General features: G+C 60.9%; 17 protein-coding genes. 4 read left to right on the top strand and 13 right to left on the bottom strand.

Annotated features, from left to right (window positions below):
• Positions 1-45 precede the first annotated feature (45 nt).
• From MHY87_RS12840 to htpX, 5 genes are all read right to left on the bottom strand, one after another.
• Positions 46-396, bottom strand: a complete 351-nt coding sequence (locus MHY87_RS12840; RefSeq protein ID WP_239352252.1) for a DUF3147 family protein — start codon at positions 394-396, stop codon at positions 46-48.
• A gap of 361 nt (positions 397-757) precedes the next feature.
• Entirely contained in the window at positions 758-1,018 is a 261-nt protein-coding gene (locus MHY87_RS12835) for a cyclic nucleotide-binding protein (protein ID WP_239352251.1), read from the bottom strand.
• A 13-nt stretch (positions 1,019-1,031) separates the two neighbouring features.
• Positions 1,032-2,831 (bottom strand): heparinase II/III family protein, encoded by a 1,800-nt coding sequence (locus tag MHY87_RS12830; RefSeq protein ID WP_239352250.1) that lies wholly within the window; start codon positions 2,829-2,831, stop codon positions 1,032-1,034.
• Between the two features lie 125 nt (positions 2,832-2,956).
• Positions 2,957-4,228, bottom strand: coding sequence for an RsmB/NOP family class I SAM-dependent RNA methyltransferase (locus MHY87_RS12825; RefSeq protein WP_239352290.1), 1,272 nt, complete (start codon positions 4,226-4,228; stop codon positions 2,957-2,959).
• 56 nt (positions 4,229-4,284) lie between these two features.
• Complete coding sequence (gene htpX / locus MHY87_RS12820) at positions 4,285-5,217, bottom strand: zinc metalloprotease HtpX (RefSeq protein ID WP_239352249.1); 933 nt, start codon at positions 5,215-5,217, stop codon at positions 4,285-4,287.
• Between the two features lie 128 nt (positions 5,218-5,345).
• Between htpX and MHY87_RS12815 the strand changes: the two genes are divergently transcribed.
• Together MHY87_RS12815 and MHY87_RS12810 are read left to right on the top strand one after the other, a co-directional pair.
• On the top strand, positions 5,346-5,582 hold the full coding sequence (locus MHY87_RS12815; protein ID WP_370644911.1) for a DUF1674 domain-containing protein: 237 nt from the start codon (positions 5,346-5,348) through the stop codon (positions 5,580-5,582).
• Positions 5,583-5,668: 86 nt separating this feature from the next.
• A complete protein-coding gene (locus MHY87_RS12810) occupies positions 5,669-6,967 on the top strand; it encodes a class I SAM-dependent methyltransferase (protein ID WP_239352248.1) in 1,299 nt (432 codons plus the stop codon).
• A 5-nt stretch (positions 6,968-6,972) separates the two neighbouring features.
• Here the strand turns inward: MHY87_RS12810 and MHY87_RS12805 are convergent, their stop codons facing one another.
• The 3 genes from MHY87_RS12805 to acs all read right to left on the bottom strand — a co-directional run bounded on the left by MHY87_RS12805 (position 6,973) and on the right by acs (position 10,346).
• Positions 6,973-7,581 carry a LysE family translocator gene (locus MHY87_RS12805; protein WP_239352247.1) on the bottom strand — a complete coding sequence of 203 codons (609 nt, stop codon included), beginning with the start codon at positions 7,579-7,581 and terminating at the stop codon, positions 6,973-6,975.
• Positions 7,582-7,702: 121 nt separating this feature from the next.
• Complete coding sequence (locus MHY87_RS12800; protein ID WP_239352246.1) at positions 7,703-8,200, bottom strand: L,D-transpeptidase; 498 nt, start codon at positions 8,198-8,200, stop codon at positions 7,703-7,705.
• A 187-nt stretch (positions 8,201-8,387) separates the two neighbouring features.
• The gene (gene acs, locus MHY87_RS12795; RefSeq protein ID WP_239352245.1) at positions 8,388-10,346 is read right to left on the bottom strand and encodes an acetate--CoA ligase; all 1,959 of its coding nucleotides are present in this window, start codon (positions 10,344-10,346) and stop codon (positions 8,388-8,390) included.
• A gap of 327 nt (positions 10,347-10,673) precedes the next feature.
• Between acs and MHY87_RS12790 the strand changes: the two genes are divergently transcribed.
• Together MHY87_RS12790 and MHY87_RS12785 are read left to right on the top strand one after the other, a co-directional pair.
• Complete coding sequence (locus tag MHY87_RS12790; RefSeq protein ID WP_239352243.1) at positions 10,674-12,428, top strand: calcium-binding protein; 1,755 nt, start codon at positions 10,674-10,676, stop codon at positions 12,426-12,428.
• Positions 12,429-12,547: 119 nt separating this feature from the next.
• Positions 12,548-13,030 carry a GNAT family N-acetyltransferase gene (locus MHY87_RS12785; protein ID WP_239352241.1) on the top strand — a complete coding sequence of 161 codons (483 nt, stop codon included), beginning with the start codon at positions 12,548-12,550 and terminating at the stop codon, positions 13,028-13,030.
• Positions 13,031-13,046: 16 nt separating this feature from the next.
• Here MHY87_RS12785 and MHY87_RS12780 read toward each other — a convergent pair whose 3' ends face one another.
• From MHY87_RS12780 to MHY87_RS12760, 5 genes are all read right to left on the bottom strand, one after another.
• Positions 13,047-13,454, bottom strand: a complete 408-nt coding sequence (locus MHY87_RS12780; protein WP_239352239.1) for a VOC family protein — start codon at positions 13,452-13,454, stop codon at positions 13,047-13,049.
• 37 nt (positions 13,455-13,491) lie between these two features.
• Complete coding sequence (locus tag MHY87_RS12775; RefSeq protein WP_239352237.1) at positions 13,492-13,818, bottom strand: ATPase inhibitor subunit zeta; 327 nt, start codon at positions 13,816-13,818, stop codon at positions 13,492-13,494.
• 166 nt (positions 13,819-13,984) lie between these two features.
• On the bottom strand, positions 13,985-14,398 hold the full coding sequence (locus MHY87_RS12770) for an EVE domain-containing protein (protein WP_239352235.1): 414 nt from the start codon (positions 14,396-14,398) through the stop codon (positions 13,985-13,987).
• A gap of 11 nt (positions 14,399-14,409) precedes the next feature.
• Positions 14,410-15,405: an NAD(P)H-dependent glycerol-3-phosphate dehydrogenase gene (locus MHY87_RS12765; protein WP_239352233.1), complete on the bottom strand. Its 996-nt coding sequence runs from the start codon at positions 15,403-15,405 to the stop codon at positions 14,410-14,412.
• Positions 15,389-15,676, bottom strand: a complete 288-nt coding sequence (locus tag MHY87_RS12760; protein ID WP_239352231.1) for a hypothetical protein — start codon at positions 15,674-15,676, stop codon at positions 15,389-15,391. The genes MHY87_RS12765 and MHY87_RS12760 overlap by 17 nt, the downstream gene beginning before the upstream one ends.
• Between the last annotated feature and the right edge of the window lies 1 nt (position 15,677).

The raw sequence follows: 15,677 nt of genomic DNA, 5'->3' as shown, positions 1-15,677 counted from the left end.
GAACCGGGGAGGGCGGGGTTTAGAGCCGCCCAGGATGAATCGCGCTCAGAGATTGATACCGATCCTAGGCAGAATCCAGAGGGTGACGAGATAGAGCCCCATGGTCAGAAGACAGGACAGCGTTATTGAAAGCCAGAAGCCGAGCCCATGCCGGAGCATCATCGGGAAGACAAGAAACATCGGGAGAGAGGGGAGCACGAACCAGAATGTCGCTTGCGAATGGCTGGCGATGCGCTCCAGGTCCGAGGTGTCGCGCCATAGCCAGATGATACCGAGTACGGATACTAGGGGAAGCGAAGCAATCAGCCCGCCGAATCCGGGACTGCGCCGTGCGACCTCCGAGATGATCATGACGAGAATACCTGACAGGGCTGCTTTGACGATCAAGTAGGTCATGGCTTTCGGCTATAGCGTTCTCTCGTCCAGGATTTCATAATTCTCGCCGAGTTCAGCTTTCAGCAAAGCCAGCACTTCTGCCGATTGGCCGATAAATTGCTTTCGCTCCTCCCAGGACCATGGACTGGGGTCGGGCGGATAGGACCAATCAATAGATGTGTCATACCAGCTGATAATGTGTTGCAGCTTGTATTTTAGGTTTTCGCTTATGGGCAGCTTCCAATGATCGACAGGGTAATCATAAGTCTCTTGCGTAAAGCTATCGGCTCCCCACAAGCATATGCCGCTTCCTGGACTAAAGAAGTGTCTGAATCGGTATTTCGCTGAACTTAACATTTCAAAGAAGCGCTTACACAAAACACTATTTGGTAGGCGCCACAGGCCGCCGCCTGGAGCGCAAGCGCACATAACCGATGATCGTCAGGATCAGCCATGCGGTCTGCGTGACGAACGAGGGCAGGTTGAAGTCGTAGATCAGGGAATAGAGGATCAAGAGAGCGCCAGCGCCGTTGAGCAGGGCATAGCGGCCGTCCTCGACCTTCAGAATGCCCAGCTGCAGCAATCCATAAGCCGACAAATAGGCCGCGACTCCGACCAACCCGACAAGATCGGCGATGCTCATGGTTCCTGAAGCCTCACAGCAGATCTCCCGTCGTGCCCGCGGGCTGACCCGGATTGACGTTGCGCGCCAGCCGCTCGAAACGCCAGCGGACCGAAGGTGTCTCGCTGGGGCGGAGGCCGAGCACAATCTGCTCCGTGCGGCGCATGCCGTCGGAGGCTGCGAGGAACACGCTGTCCTCCACGTGGGCACCAACCGGGGTGGCGGTGAACTGCCAGGCTTCCTGGTTCGGGAGAACGAGCATCACGACCCGTCCTCCCTGCGCGCGGCTTGCCTTGACGCCAGGAGCGAGGTGGAAGCGGATGGTGATTTCCGCCGAGGCCGCCGCCGTGCCTTCGCCCCAGAAGACGTCTTCGCCCTCCAGGATGTTACCCTTGGGCGCAAGCAGAAGCCGCCGCTCGTGGGTCAGGCCGAAGCGCTGGCGATAGCCGTCATGGCTGGCGGTGAGGATGGGGGCGTGTTCCCGTTCGCTGCGCTCGGACGTGACCTTCTCGGGGCCGCTCAGCACCACGGGGCCGATGCGGCGCAAGAGCCAGCGAGCGACGCGGCGGTTGAACCAATTTCCCTTGTCGCTCACCATCTGGCAGGACGAGATATCGTTGATCGAGGCAGTCGAATGCGCCGCCGTGGAACGCGACGCCTGGATGATGGTGTCGCCTGCAATCCGCGGCGTGCCGCAATTGACCACAATGCGCTGGGAGGCTGAAGAGAACTCGAAGGAGAGGCAGCCCGCGCCGGCTTCCGTTGAGAGGCCCGTCGGGGGCGGCGCGCCTACATCCACAACGACGAGCGTGCGGCCTGCTTCCATGCGCTCATAGCCCGAATAGGGCGCGTGCTGGATCGGCTGGCTGCGCATGTCGTCATAGGTGAGAAGCGTCGCGAGATGATCTGCTGCCGTCACGCCCATGCCGTTGAAATGCGAAAGCGTGCCGTCGCCGTGCCGGAACATTCGCACCATGGGCAGCATGCGGTCGATGGAATTGAGCAGCGCCTCGGGCGTATCGACTTCGCGGCTCGCGAACATCTGGCGAAGCGGCAGAAGGTCGAACAAGAGATCGACGATCACACGCGGGTTGCGGCTTGCATGTCCGCCATCGGCGAGAATCTGGCGGTCCAATTCGCGGGCGAGCAGGCGGCTCGCGCGGCGCAAGTTGCGGTCGAGGCCTTCGCAGCACAGTCCCGCATAGCAGAGCGCGATCGCCGCCATCAGCTGCTGCTGGGGCAGGACACCAGAGCGCACGTGGCGTTCCAGCTCGCGCACATGCTGGCCGATGAGGCGCAGGAAACGCTGGTAGAAAGCGTGGTCCGCGCCTTCCAGGATCAGCGGTGACTGGCTGATGAAGGATATGAGGCGACGCGCGATTACCTGCGTGTCGGTGGCAAGATTCCTGTCACCGAGCTTGGATGAGACGAACTCGTCCACCAGCGAGCGCGCATTGGCCTGCGCGAGCGCGGTCCCGGCGGCGCGTAGATGGCGCAGCCATCCGAAACCGTAGAGCGCTTCGGCCCAGGCCTTGCTCGGTGGTGTAAACGCGAAGGGCGAGCGTCCGCTCGTGGTGATCGCGCGGCCCGCGAAGGCGAAGAAGCCGGAATAGATATCGGTCGCGATGGTGGGATCTGCGGTGCGCAAATCCTGCGGCGCGAAGAGAAGCCGCGTCGGCATCGGCGCGCGCGAGAACAGCTTGGATAGGCCCCAGACCGTTCCACTGCGCATGGCGCGACCTGCCTCAATCGAGGCAAGCTTATACAAACGCCAGCGATCCGGCCCAAAATCCACCCGTGGCGCTCCTCGTGTCATGATGGTCCGCGTCAGCATAGAGAGGAGTTCCTGCTGACTGGTTAACAACGTGTAAGCGCCGGTAATTGTGACCGGTTTCAACAAAAACTGCCCTCATCCTCAGTGTGTTGCTTGAGGTAAGGGCAGAGATTGATGATGTGAGTTCAGGAATTCTTCACGAAACGTGCGATGAAGAAGCCGTCGAGGCCGCCACGCTCGTGTTCTTCTGAGACGAGATAACAGGGCAGGGTGCGCACGTCGCCGTCCGGTGTCAGGCATTCGGTCAGACCGCCGATCTCATCCGCCGTGATCGGCTGACGCGCGAATTCCGGATGGCGCTCAAGGAAATCGGCGGCCTGTCGTTCGCCTTCCTCGGCTTCGAGCGAGCAGGTGCAATAGACGAGGCGCCCGCCGGGTTTGAGCAGGCTCGCGGCCTTGTCGAGAAGGCGATTCTGGAGACCTGAGAGCTTGCGGATATCTTCCTCGCTCTTGGTCCAGGCCACATCGGGATGACGGCGGATCGTGCCGGTGGCGGAGCAGGGCGCATCGAGCAGGATGGCATCGAAGGGCGCTTCATCGAGCTTCTCCGCATCGATGGCGCGGGTTGCGGCTTTGAGATTAAGACGCGCGAGATTCTCTTCCAGGCGCTTTAGGCGTTTCGCTGAGCGGTCGACCGCCAGAACATCAGCGCCCGCTGCCGCGAGCTGCGCCGTCTTGCCGCCGGGTGCGGCGCAGAGATCCGCGATGCGTTCACCGGGCTTGGCCTGCAACAGGCGGGCGGGAAGGGCGGCGGCGGCGTCCTGCACCCACCATGCGCCCTCGTCGAAACCGGGTAGGTCGCGGATCGGGGTACGCTCCACAAGGCGGATGCTGCCCGTCGGCAGCAGAACGCCGCCGAGGCGCTCGGCCCAGGCTTCCGCATTCTCCTTCACGGAAATATCCACGGAGGCCATGGAGCGATGCGCTTCCGCGATCTTCGCCGCCAGCTCCTCGCCGTATTGCTCCACCCAGCGCTCCTCGAGCCAGGTGGGTGTGTCGAGCCAAGGCCCTTGCGTGTTTTCTTGAGCGCCGAGGATCATGTCGCGCTCGCGCGCTACGCGCCGCAGCACCGCGTTGATGAATCCGCCCGCGTGATGGAGCTTCGCATCCTCCTGCGCCAGCCGCACGGCGCTGTCGACGGCGGCATGGTCGGGGATGTCGAGAAACAGGATCTGCGCCGCACCGGTGGCGAGGAGATGCAGCAGGCGCTCGTCCTTCGGGTCCTTGTTGAGGCGCTCGTTGAGCGCGCGGCCCAGGGTGCCGAGGCGGCGGAAGGTGACGATGGCGATGGCCCGCGCTAAGGCCTCATCACGCGCCGAGAGGTTTTCCTTAGGCGAGAGTTCGTCCAGCACGTCGTCGAGCGGCACGCGCCGCTTCACGGTTTCCGTCACCGCCATCCAGGCGAGGCGGCGGGGGCCGAGGCCTGCCTGTTCGTCCGATTGATTCAAGATACTTAACCCCAAGGTCCGCGCCGGGGCGGCTGGCCCCAAGGACTGTTTGAACTCTGCGAGAAGAAGCCGGGTTGCGGCGTCGTTCCCATCGTCGTGCCCATCTCCTGCGCCAAAGCGTGCAGCGCCGCAATCCTGTTTTCCGTCGCCGGGTGGGTGGAAAACAGGTTGTCCATGCCCTGGCCGGACAGCGGGTTGATGATGAAGAGCGGCGCGGTGGCGGGGTGACGCTCCGCATCCATGTTGGGCACATGGGCCACGCCGCCCGCGATCTTGGCGAGGGCCGAGGCAAGCGACAGGGGCTGGCCGCAGATCTCGGCGCCCATCTTGTCGGCGTCGTATTCCCGCGAGCGGCTGATCGCCATCTGGATGACCATGGCCGCCATGGGGGCGATGAGCGCGGTGGCGATCATCACGATGGGATTGGGACGGTCATTACCGCGTCCGCCGAAGAGGAAGCCGAACTGGGCCAGCGTGGCGATGGCGCCCGCGATGGTGGCGCTCACCGTCATGATCAGCGTGTCGCGGTTCTTGATATGGGCCAGCTCGTGCGCCATCACGCCCGCGACCTCGTCATGGCTCAGCATGTTGAGAAGGCCGGTGGTGGCGGCGACCGCTGAATTCTCCGGGTTGCGCCCGGTGGCGAAGGCGTTGGGCTGCGGATTCTCGATGAGATAGACCCGCGGCATGGGAAGGCCTGCGTTGCGGGCGAGATCCCGCACCATATGGACGAGATCCGGCGCGGTCCGTTCATCCACCTCGACGGCGTGATGGGCGGCCAGCGCCAGCCGGTCGGAATTCCAATAGGCGAAGAGGTTGGTGGCCAAGCCAATCCCTAACGCGATCATCATGCCAGTCGCGCCGCCCAGCATGTAGCCGACAACGCCGAACAGGGCCATGAGGGCCGCCAGCAGCATTCCGGTCTTGACGGTGTTCATCGGGGTCTCCACCTCGAACAGAGCTATATTCGTTGACACTTCATGTGGGAATGGTCCAGCTCCCGACCAAGGGCATCCGCGCCCACTTGCCTCTCCCACGGGGTTCAAGGACCTGATAGAACCCTCTCATGAGCACCGACGAGACTCCTCAAATGCTTTCAGCGCCTGCCCTCGAAGGGGCAGCGCCCGGAAAACCCCTGTCCCCAGCGGCTCTGCGGGCCCTGGAGGAAGCCGCCGAGCGGCGCCGGGAGATCGATGCCAAGGCGGCGGAGATCGCTAGGCAAAAAGAACATCAGGGCCGTGGCGGCCTGGAGCCGGTGCGCTATGACGACTGGGAGGTAAAAGGCCTCGCCAGCGACTTTTAAACGGCTCTCTTTCGGGAAGAGATTGTTTCCGAGAACCCCTCCGCTTAGTGTCCTTCGCAATTCGAAGCACCAAAGGCAGTGGGGTGATGAACGAGGCGGAGCGGCTCAAGCTTTTCCGGGATCTTCTGGAGGAGGCGCATAAGGCGCTCGATCTGCAGTTCGGCTTCGAGCTGTGGGATGGCTCCACTGTTCCCGCAGAGCTACCGTCCTACGCCATGCGTCTCACTATTCGGCACGAGAACGTCATCGCGAGTCTCATCCGCCGCCCGAACCTCGATACCGTGCTCAACGCCTATGTGTCGGGCCTGCTGGATCTCAAGAACGGCACCATCTTCGATCTTGCCGCCCAGCGGCCGCAGAAGGTGAGCCGTCGCCTCAGGCAGGTGAACAAACTCAAAGCGCTGAAGACCGCCTATTATTTCTGGCGCGCGGACGCCGACATGCCGCGCCCTCTCGCCCGGGTCGAGGAAAACCCGAAGGCACGCGAGGGAAAGCCGCAGACCAACAAGAAGAACGTCGCTTATCACTACGACGTGTCGAACGAGTTCTACGGTCTCTTCCTCGATCCGGAGATGGTCTACACCTGCGCCTATTTCCAACCCGATTGGCATGATGATCTGGCGCGCGCGCAATTCGACAAGCTCGACATGATCTGCCGCAAGCTGCGGCTCAAACCCAATGATCGCTTCCTCGACATCGGCTGCGGCTGGGGGGCGCTGGTCTGCCATGCGGCGCAGCATTACGGCGTGAAGGCCACCGGTGTGACGCTTGCCGAGGAACAGGCAAAGCTCGCCCGCGAGAAGGTGGCGCGTCTAGGATTGCAGGACCGCGTCGAAATTATCGTGAAGGATTTCACGAAAGTTGACGGCGAGTTCGACAAGATCTCTTCCATCGGCATGTTCGAGCATGTGGGCATCAGGAACCATCCCACCTACTTCCGCTCGGTGCATCGCCTGCTCAGGCCGCGCGGTCTCTATCTCCACCATACCATCGCGCGGCGCGCCAAGAAGAGCGAGCGGGCGTTCCGCAAGCTCAAGCCCGAATACAAGGCGCTCACCCGCTACATCTTCCCCGGCGGCGAGCTCGATCACCTCGGCATGTCGATCGCCAATCTCGAGCGCTTCGGCTTCGAGGTGCATGACGTGGAGGGCTGGCGCGAGCATTACCAGCGCACCACGCGCCTGTGGTGGGAGAATTTGAGCGCCAAGCGTAAAGAAGCCGAGGCCATGGTGGGCAAGGAGAAGACCCGCATGTGGCTTCTCTACCTCGCCGGCTGCTCGCTTGCCTTCGAGCGCGCGGCGGTGGGCGTGAACCAGACGCTCGTCTCCAAGCGCACGCGCGGGCCCTCGGGCCTATCGTCGACCCGCGCGGATATTTATCGTTAGAACAATCAGACGAAAGCCAAAACGGCCGTCAGCAGGATCGTCGCGCCCATGACGATGTTGAGCATGCGCTCGGCCTCAGGCCTCAGATTTGCCTTCTGGATTATGACGCCGAGCCACAGCCAGACGATGTCGACCACGATCATCACGATGACGCACAACAGCCATTTCGCTGCTGAATCGGCGAACGTGTTCGAGCGGACGACGGAATAGGATGCCATCAGCGAGACGAACGCTACATAGGCCTTCGGGTTGGTGATGCCGAGCACGAAGCCGCCGAGAGGCGTCGAGGCGAAGTCGGACGTGCTCTTCGTCTCCTGCGGGCCTACGGGCGCGGTGGCGATCTTGTAGGAGAGGTATGCCAGGTAAAGAGCCGCGACCACGGTCATCGTGAACGTGATAATCGGGAAAGCCTGGATGAGTGAGAACAGTCCCGCCGCACTGACGCCGGCGGCCAGGGCAAGGCCTACCTGGAGGCCGCCGTAGAAACCCAAGCCCTTCGTGAAACCGTGGCTCCGCCCCACCGCGACCAGGGCGGCAATGGCAGGACCTGGAGAGCCCAGAAGGACCAAGGCAGCCAAAGTGAAAAGGCTCAGTCCGAGAAGATCGATGTCCATGGCAGCCACATAAAGATATAAAGATTTCTTTATGTGTTACGGAATTGCTCTGTCTGTCAAGCCATTCCTAGGCTCTCATTGAGCGTTTTGTCTTTGTCGGAACAGCCGGATGTAAGGCAGCCTAGCGCTCCACCACTACCCGCGTTCCCACGCTCACCTGATCGTAGAGATCGATAATGTCCGCGTTCAGCATGCGGATGCAGCCATAGGAGGCGTAAGTGCCGATGGAGCCGGGGCGGTTGGTGCCGTGAATGGCGTATTCGTCGAGATCGAGGGTGAGCGCCCGCGCGCCCATGGGGTTGTTAGGCGCGCCGCCGGGGATCACGTCAGGCAGGCGGGGGTTGTCGCGCTTGACCTCCACCGGAGGCGACCAGGCGGGCTTCACATATTTGCCGTCGATCCGCGCTTCTCCGAACCATTGCTTGCCGGGTTTCCCGACGGCCACGCGATAGCGCAGGGCCGTCCCGTCGCCGCGCACGTAATAGAGCTGCCGCTCGCCTGTCCTGATCACGATCGTGCCCGGCGAGACGCGGGCTTCGAAGGGCACAACCTCGCGGGCGGATGCGCCTGAGACTGTGAGAGTCAAGGCCGTCAATGCGATGGCGATCCGCGCGCTCATGAAAAAACCCTCCTGCTGAACAGCGTGAGGGTGAGACGCGAAGGGAACGGCTGCGGTTCCGAGGCCCCCAAAAAGCGTCATCCCGGACGGCCTGGGCCGATCCGGGATCGCTGTCAGGATAAGGCACCATGCCTGTTGGGCGATCCCGGGTTCCACTTTGTGGTCCCGAGATGACGTGTGGTGTGACTTACGCCGCCTGCGTGCGCTTGTTCTGACGGTTGGTGATCAGGTCGTCGACCACGGTGGGGTCGGCCAGCGTCGAGGTGTCGCCCAGCGAACCGAACTCGTCCTCAGCGATCTTGCGTAAGATTCGGCGCATGATCTTGCCCGAACGGGTCTTCGGCAGGCCGGGCGCGAACTGGATCAGGTCCGGCGAGGCGATGGGGCCAATTTCCTTGCGCACCCAGCCCACCAATTCCTTGCGCAATTCCTCTGAGGGCTGCTCGCCCGCCATCAGGGTCACGTAGGCATAGATGCCCTGGCCCTTGATGTCGTGCGGATAGCCGACCACGGCTGCTTCCGACACCTTCGGGTGGGCAACGAGCGCGGATTCGACCTCCGCCGTGCCCATGCGGTGGCCAGAGACGTTGATCACGTCGTCCACGCGGCCGGTGATCCAGTAATAGCCGTCCGCATCGCGGCGGCAGCCGTCACCGGTGAAATACTTGCCGGGATAGGTGGAGAAGTATGTCTGCACGAAGCGCTCATGGTCGCCGTAGACCGTGCGCATCTGGCCCGGCCAGGAATCGGCGATCACGAGATTGCCCTCCGTCGCGCCCGCCTGCACGTTGCCTTCAGCATCCACGATCTCGGGCTTCACGCCGAAGAACGGGCGCGTGGCGGAACCCGGCTTGAGCTTCGTGGCGCCGGGAAGCGGCGTGATGAGAATGCCGCCGGTCTCCGTCTGCCACCAGGTATCCACGATGGGGCAGCGGCTGTCGCCGACGACGCGATGGTACCATTCCCAGGCTTCCGGATTGATCGGCTCGCCCACGGAGCCGAGCAGACGCAGCGACTTGCGCGAGGTCTTCTTCACCGGCTCCTCGCCTGCCTGCATGAGCGAGCGGATCGCGGTCGGCGCGGTGTAGAAGATGTTCACGCTGTGCTTGTCGATCACGTCCCAGAAGCGGGAGATCGACGGATAGGTGGGCACGCCCTCGAACATCAGCGTCGTCGCGCCATTGCTGAGCGGTCCGTAGAGAATGTAGGAATGGCCCGTCACCCAGCCCACGTCGGCGGTGCACCAGTAGATGTCGCCGTCGTGATAATCGAAGACGTATTGATGCGTCATCGCCGCATAGACGAGATAGCCGCCGGTGGTGTGCAGCACTCCTTTCGGCGTTCCCGTCGAGCCGGAGGTGTAGAGGATGAACAACGGATCCTCAGCGTTCATCTCCTCATAGGGGCACTCGTCGGAAACGAGCTCGGCGGCCTCGTCGTAATAAACGTCGCGGCCCGGTACCATGTTCACCGCGCCGCCGGTGCGGCGCACGACGAGCACGTGATCGACAACGCCCGCGCCCACGCGCTCGATGGCGGCGTCGACATTGACCTTCAGCGGGACTTTACGTCCGCCGCGCAGGCCTTCGTCGGCGGTGATGATGAAGGCTGATTTCGCATCCTGAATGCGGCTTGCGAGCGAATCCGGCGAAAAGCCGCCGAACACCACGGAATGGATCGCGCCGAGCCGCGCGCAGGCCAGCATCGCATAGGCCGCTTCCGGAATCATAGGCATGTAGATTGTGACGCGGTCGCCCTTCTCGACGCCGCGATTGCGCATGATGTTGGCCATGCGGTTCACCTGCGCGTAAAGCTCGCGATAGGTGATCTTCTTGGATTCGGAAGGATCGTCGCCTTCCCAGATGATGGCGACCTGATCGCCGCGCGTATGGAGATGCCGGTCGACGCAATTATAGGCGACGTTGGTGACGCCATCCTCGAACCAGCGGATCGAGACATCGCCGGGTCCGAAATTGGTGTTCTTGATCCGGGTCGGCGCCTTGAACCAGTGAATGCGCTTGGCTTCCTCGGCCCAGAACCTCTCTGGGTCCTTTACCGACGCCTCATATTTCGCGCGGTAGCCCGCGTCATCCAGATAGGCACGATGGGTCCATTCCGACGGCACGCCGTAGATCTTCTCTTCCATGGCCGCTTCTCCCAGACAGGTCGTTATGAGGTAATTAGGTCTAGGTTTAAGGAAAGAGAGAGGGGTCCGGCAAGCCGGAAGGGATCGGACTTTGGTCGCTGCTACTTTCGGGTGCATGACCTCCATTCAAAATGGCCAATGACACACTCTCGAGGTGGCTAGACCCGAGCAGACGCAACCTGCAGACCTGATTTCCCACAGGATCATGTGAAAATTTTCAGGATCCTGGCTTGCTAACAAAGTTTATGAAACAGATAAGGTAACTTTATTTCGTTGCCAATCGACAGGCTCCAGCCTCGCGGATCAGCGACCATGATGGAGATTCCCATGCCCTATTTCGTCCACCGTGGCGGCCCCGAAATTCGTGTGACCCAGCCCGAAGACAGAAATGTTTATGAGCTCGAGGTGGAGGGCCTCAGCGATGGTGGTTGGATCTGCTCCTGGATCGAAGGCTCGGCTACCGTTTCCGGACAAGATCTGTTCTTCCAGCGCTACAATGCGAACGGCCAGCCCGTCGGCGCAATCGTGCGGGTTAGCAATCCCTCCGGCGATCCTGCCAACAAGGGCATGGTTAATGGGACGAACGTTACATTGATGGCGGATGGAGGCTGGCTCTTTACGTATGCTGCCTCGAAGCCTCTTGTGGCTGGCGCGACCGATAAGTCTTTCGTGTATCAGCGCCGCTATGACAAGGATGGCAATGCGCTCAATGATGGACAGCTCGTCGGAACCTCGGTTAACGGATTCAACGAATTTACCTATGCTGCTGCTTTGAGCGATGGCAGCTATGTCGTGACATGGGCGAAATCGGCAACGACGAGCTCGGACAAGGACATCTATCAAAGGCGCTTCGATGCCTACGGCAATGCGCTCGGCGAAGAAAGCCTCATCAGCACGACGACCGCGAACGATCAAGTCCGCTCGCAAATATCGGCGCTGAAAGACGGCGGCTGGGTTGTCACATGGTACTCGGCTGGGGCTACCGGTGGTGAGATTTATCATCAGCGTTTCAACAGCGCCGGCGCAAAGGTCGGCACCGAAACCATGGTGAACACGACGACAGCGGATACCCAGAGCATTCCGGACGTCGCGGTTCTAGCGGATGGCAGCTATGTGATTACTTGGCAGTCCAAACTGCAGGATGGCAGCGATTTTGGCGTTTATCAGCGCCATTATGACAAGGACGGCAATGCCATCACAGGCGAGGTCAGGGTGAACACCACCGTTCAGGGCTATCAGGGCGATGCCAATATCGTCGCACTGGCCGATGGCGGCTGGACGGTGACCTGGCAGGGCGCGGACCAGAACCAAGCGGGCATCCGACGCATCTACCAGCAGACTTATAACAGTGACGGCACCCAGCGCGGTGATGAAACGATCGTCGATTTCGCGGGTACTGGAACCGAGAATTCTGCCTCCCGTGCCAGCCTTGCGGCTTTGAAGGACGGTGGCTGGGCCGTCGTCTATGCCATTGGCACCCCAGGCCCCACAGCTGCCTATGTGCAGCGCTTCAATATCGAGCATGTGCCCGATCCCGTCGTGCCCGATCCCGTCGTGCCCGATCCTGTCGTCGCCCTGAACTGGAAGGGTACGGCCCGTGCTGACATGAAGGTGGGCACGATCCTCGCCGACGTTATGCGGGGTCTGGCTGGAAATGATACCCTTTCAGGCGGCGACGGCAACGACACGATTTATGGCGGCGCCGGCAATGATCGCCTCACTGGCAACATGGGCCGGGACGTTTTCGTGTTCGACGCGAAGCTCGGGACGTCGAAGACGGACCGCAAGGTGAATTTCGACACGATCGTGGACTTCAAGGTCGGACAGGACAAGGTCTGGCTCGAGAACAAGATCTTCACCAAGCTAGGGAAAAAGGGAAGCGAGGCCAAACCTTTCGCGCTCAGCAAGAAGTTCTTTGTCATTGGCGACAAGGCTAAGGATAAGGATGACTACATCATCTTCAACAAGAAGACTGGCATCTTGTCTTACGATTCGGATGGAAATGGTTCCAAGTCCGCAGTGGAATTTGCGAAACTCTCCAAGAATTTGAAGTTATCCTACAAGGATTTATTCATAGTCTGATGCAATTCACGAGGGGCGGTTTCGGACAGACCGCCTCTCAGTCTTTGGGGTGACGCTTAAAACCTATTCATTCAGCCCGCACCTTTTCTATGCAGGCTTAATGAATCCTGAGACAGAATATGAAACCCACATTCTGCCTCAGAGCAGCGTCCCAAGAAGACTTCGATCGCCTCTTTCACCTGCGGATCGCCGCGATGCGCGAGAGCTTGGAGCGGATCGGACGCTTCGATGAACGCCGGGCCTTGGAGCGGTTCAAATCGTCCTTTCAGCCGGAGCATACGCGGCTCATCCTGATAGACGACACCCTTGCAGGCTGTGTCGCCATGAAGCCCGCCGAGAACGGGCTCCTGCTCGAGCATTTCTATCTCTATCCGGCGTTCCAGGGCCGTGGATTAGGAGCCGCCATTCTCGCGCAGTTGCTGGATGAAGCGGATGTCGCTCGTCAGACAGTGCGGCTCAGCGTTCTGCAGAAGAGCGATGCCGGGCGCTTTTACAAGCGCTTTGGCTTCATCGAGACGGGACAGGACGAGTGGGACGTTTATCTGGAACGCCCATCGCACGCTCCTGCTGCCCCATCGGGTCAAAAGCATTCCGCATCATAAAGGAGCTTGTTGGGAATTACGCCGGCTCTTTTGTCCCCTTGTTTGATGAGGTCGCTGAAATCCTCCAAGGCGGGTTGAGGCGATTTTTGCCTGCCTTGTACAGGACGATCCGATTGCCCGACGGATCGAACAACTCCGCCTCGCGCCAGAGCCAGCTTTTATCCTCCGGGTCAGACGCAAATTGCAGCCCCGCCGCCTTCAATCGGCGCATGGTTTCATCCAGGTCGTCACATTCGAAATAGACGGTCGTTCCCCGCCCTACCTGATCGCCGTGATCCAAGGAAAAGGTGCTCTCTCCGTCGGGGCAATAAAAGCGAGCATAATGGGGGCGCGCATCGACGATCGGGACGAGACCGAGCGTGCAGTAAAAATCCCACGCCGTATCCAGATCGATAGCCGTAACGGTGACTTGATTCAGCCTCACGGTCTCACCTTGTTCTGTGCCTCGTCTGTTGCCAGTCTCACTTCGGCATGAGATTGCGCGCAAGCATTTTTGCGGCGGCATCGACGGAATCGCCTCGGGCCGTTGGCATGAGATTTCCGGCTTTGAGGGTCAATTCGGTGATGACATGCAGGATGCGCGCGTCCGATTCAGTCACGCCCGCGGCGTCGAAATCCTTGCGAATCCTGCTGAACACGTCGCTGTGCCGAGGGTCGGTCGAGTCCCTGGCCAGAGCGTCCGAATAGGCCTCGACGTCCGGGCCTTTCATTCCCAATTTTTCAGCAGCCCATCTGCCGAGGAGCTTGTTGCGGAGGATCAACTTTCCCAGATCGTCGGCGCTGGTCATCTGAAATGCTCCGATTGCCTGCCGTGGAAAGCCCCTACTGGAGACTAGGATCGTGTCCCGAATGGACTGCGTCCCTGACATGAATTTAGAGCATTTGCCGGCGAAATGGACCATGCCATTTACGGACGCGCTTCAAAAATGACTGTCAGCCGAACGGGTTTCGATCTCAAACCCCGCCCAGCTTGCAGATGATCGCCCATTCCTCGTCCGTCACAGGCTGCACCGAGAGGCGGGAATTGTTGACGAGAATCATTTTTTCGAGACCGGGATGCTTCTTGATCTCGTCGAGGGTCACCGGAAGCTTGAAGGGCTTGACGGCTTTTACGTCCACCATGCCGAACTTGCCGCTCTCGTCCGTGTGGTCGGGGTAGTATTCCTTGATCACTTCCACGATGCCGACGACGGCCTTGCCTTCGTTGGAATGATAGAAGAAGCCCTGCTCGCCCTTCTTCATTGCCATCAGGTTCTGCTTGGCGACATGGTTGCGCACGCCGTTCCAATGGGTGCCCTTCGCGCCTTGCGCGACTTGTTGATCCCAGGACCAGACGGAGGGTTCTGATTTATAAAGCCACTTGGCCATCGTTAACTTACTCAATGCTCGGATTTGATGGGGCGGTTCATGAGCGCATCGACCGCCTGATCGACACTCCACGCGCCGGAAAGGATCTGCTCGACAGCTTCCGCTATCGGCATGTCGATGTTCTTCGCTTTCGCCAGGGCGACGAGGGCGCTCGCAGTGGTCGCGCCCTCCACCAGCTTGCCGCCGGAGGCCGCTTCGACGCTCATGCCCAGTCCGAGGCGCTGGCCGAAGGAGAAGTTGCGCGATTGGGCGGAGGAGCAGGTGAGCACCAGATCGCCGAGACCGGAGAGGCCCATCAACGTTTCCGCCTCACCGCCATAGGCGCGTGCGAAACGCAGGAGTTCCGCGAAACCGCGCGCGATGAGGGCTGCCTTCGCGCTCTCGCCGAGGCCACGCCCGACGACCGCGCCGCAGGCGATGGCCAGTACGTTCTTCGCCGCGCCGCCAATCTCGACGCCGCGCATATCGGTGCGGTGATAGACGCGAAGCGTGGGGCCCGAGAGCGCCGTCGCGAGATCTTCGGCGAGCGCGGAATCGCGGCAGGCCAGCGTCACGGCGGTGGGAAGGCCGCGCACCACATCGTGAGCGAAGCTCGGACCCGACAGGACCGCAACCGGAGAGCCTGGGCGAACCTCCTCCACGACATCGCAGAGAAATGCACCGCTGCCGCGCTCGATGCCTTTCGCGCACAGCACGAGCGGCGTTTCCTGGGGGAGAACGGCGGACAAAGCCGCCGTCATCTCGCGCGTCGTCTGCGCGGGTGTGACGAGAAGAACTGCGCTGCACGCAGCAAGCTGGGTCAGATCGGCGGTCGGCACGATGCGGTCGAGAAGGCGCGCGCCGGGCAGGAAACGCTCGTTTGTGCGCGTGTCTGCAAGTTCTTTCGCCTGCTCGGCTGAGCGCATCCAGAGGATCACGTCGTTGCCGGCAATGGCGGCGGCATTGGCGAGCGCCGTTCCCCAGGCTCCGGCGCCCGCGATGCCGATGGGTTCAACTGCGATTGTCATGCTCAGGGGGATTGCTTTGGCTTTTAGTGGGATTGGCAGAATTTCGCATCAGCAACAATCCTCCCAAACCACCTAGAAACAGGCCGAATAAAGCACCATTGAAGGTGAAGACGATGGCATAGATCTCGTACATTGTGCCTTCGGCTGAGTAGAGGCTCATTCCGAAGAAAAGGAAGAATATTGCCTCTCCGATAAAAAGGCCCAGCCATACGCCAAGAATCGCGCCGAGGCAGATACCGATTCCTCGTAGAAGCATCCTGCCCATCATCATG

This window comes from Microvirga sp. ACRRW (assembly GCF_022346925.1).
GTDB lineage: Bacteria > Pseudomonadota > Alphaproteobacteria > Rhizobiales > Beijerinckiaceae > Microvirga.
Note: the sequence above shows the minus strand (reverse complement) of the source record. Positions and strands in the feature narration are given on the sequence as shown.

Bases quoted from the DNA above. Each gene is read 5' to 3' on its own strand.
- MHY87_RS12770 (WP_239352235.1), bottom strand. From the start codon at position 14,398: ATGGCCAAGTGGCTTTATAAATCAGAACCCTCCGTCTGGTCCTGGGAT.
- MHY87_RS12835 (WP_239352251.1), bottom strand. From the start codon at position 1,018: ATGAGCATCGCCGATCTTGTCGGGTTGGTCGGAGTCGCGGCCTATTTG.
- MHY87_RS12810 (WP_239352248.1), top strand. From the start codon at position 5,669: ATGAACGAGGCGGAGCGGCTCAAGCTTTTCCGGGATCTTCTGGAGGAG.
- MHY87_RS12840 (WP_239352252.1), bottom strand. From the start codon at position 396: ATGACCTACTTGATCGTCAAAGCAGCCCTGTCAGGTATTCTCGTCATG.
- htpX (WP_239352249.1), bottom strand. From the start codon at position 5,217: ATGAACACCGTCAAGACCGGAATGCTGCTGGCGGCCCTCATGGCCCTG.
- MHY87_RS12765 (WP_239352233.1), bottom strand. From the start codon at position 15,405: ATGACAATCGCAGTTGAACCCATCGGCATCGCGGGCGCCGGAGCCTGG.
- MHY87_RS12825 (WP_239352290.1), bottom strand. From the start codon at position 4,228: ATGGCGGTGACGGAAACCGTGAAGCGGCGCGTGCCGCTCGACGACGTG.
- MHY87_RS12790 (WP_239352243.1), top strand. From the start codon at position 10,674: ATGCCCTATTTCGTCCACCGTGGCGGCCCCGAAATTCGTGTGACCCAG.
- MHY87_RS12775 (WP_239352237.1), bottom strand. From the start codon at position 13,818: ATGACCAGCGCCGACGATCTGGGAAAGTTGATCCTCCGCAACAAGCTC.
- MHY87_RS12785 (WP_239352241.1), top strand. From the start codon at position 12,548: ATGAAACCCACATTCTGCCTCAGAGCAGCGTCCCAAGAAGACTTCGAT.
- acs (WP_239352245.1), bottom strand. From the start codon at position 10,346: ATGGAAGAGAAGATCTACGGCGTGCCGTCGGAATGGACCCATCGTGCC.
- MHY87_RS12800 (WP_239352246.1), bottom strand. From the start codon at position 8,200: ATGAGCGCGCGGATCGCCATCGCATTGACGGCCTTGACTCTCACAGTC.
- MHY87_RS12830 (WP_239352250.1), bottom strand. From the start codon at position 2,831: ATGCTGACGCGGACCATCATGACACGAGGAGCGCCACGGGTGGATTTT.
- MHY87_RS12760 (WP_239352231.1), bottom strand. From the start codon at position 15,676: ATGATGATGGGCAGGATGCTTCTACGAGGAATCGGTATCTGCCTCGGC.
- MHY87_RS12805 (WP_239352247.1), bottom strand. From the start codon at position 7,581: ATGGACATCGATCTTCTCGGACTGAGCCTTTTCACTTTGGCTGCCTTG.
- MHY87_RS12815 (WP_370644911.1), top strand. From the start codon at position 5,346: ATGAGCACCGACGAGACTCCTCAAATGCTTTCAGCGCCTGCCCTCGAA.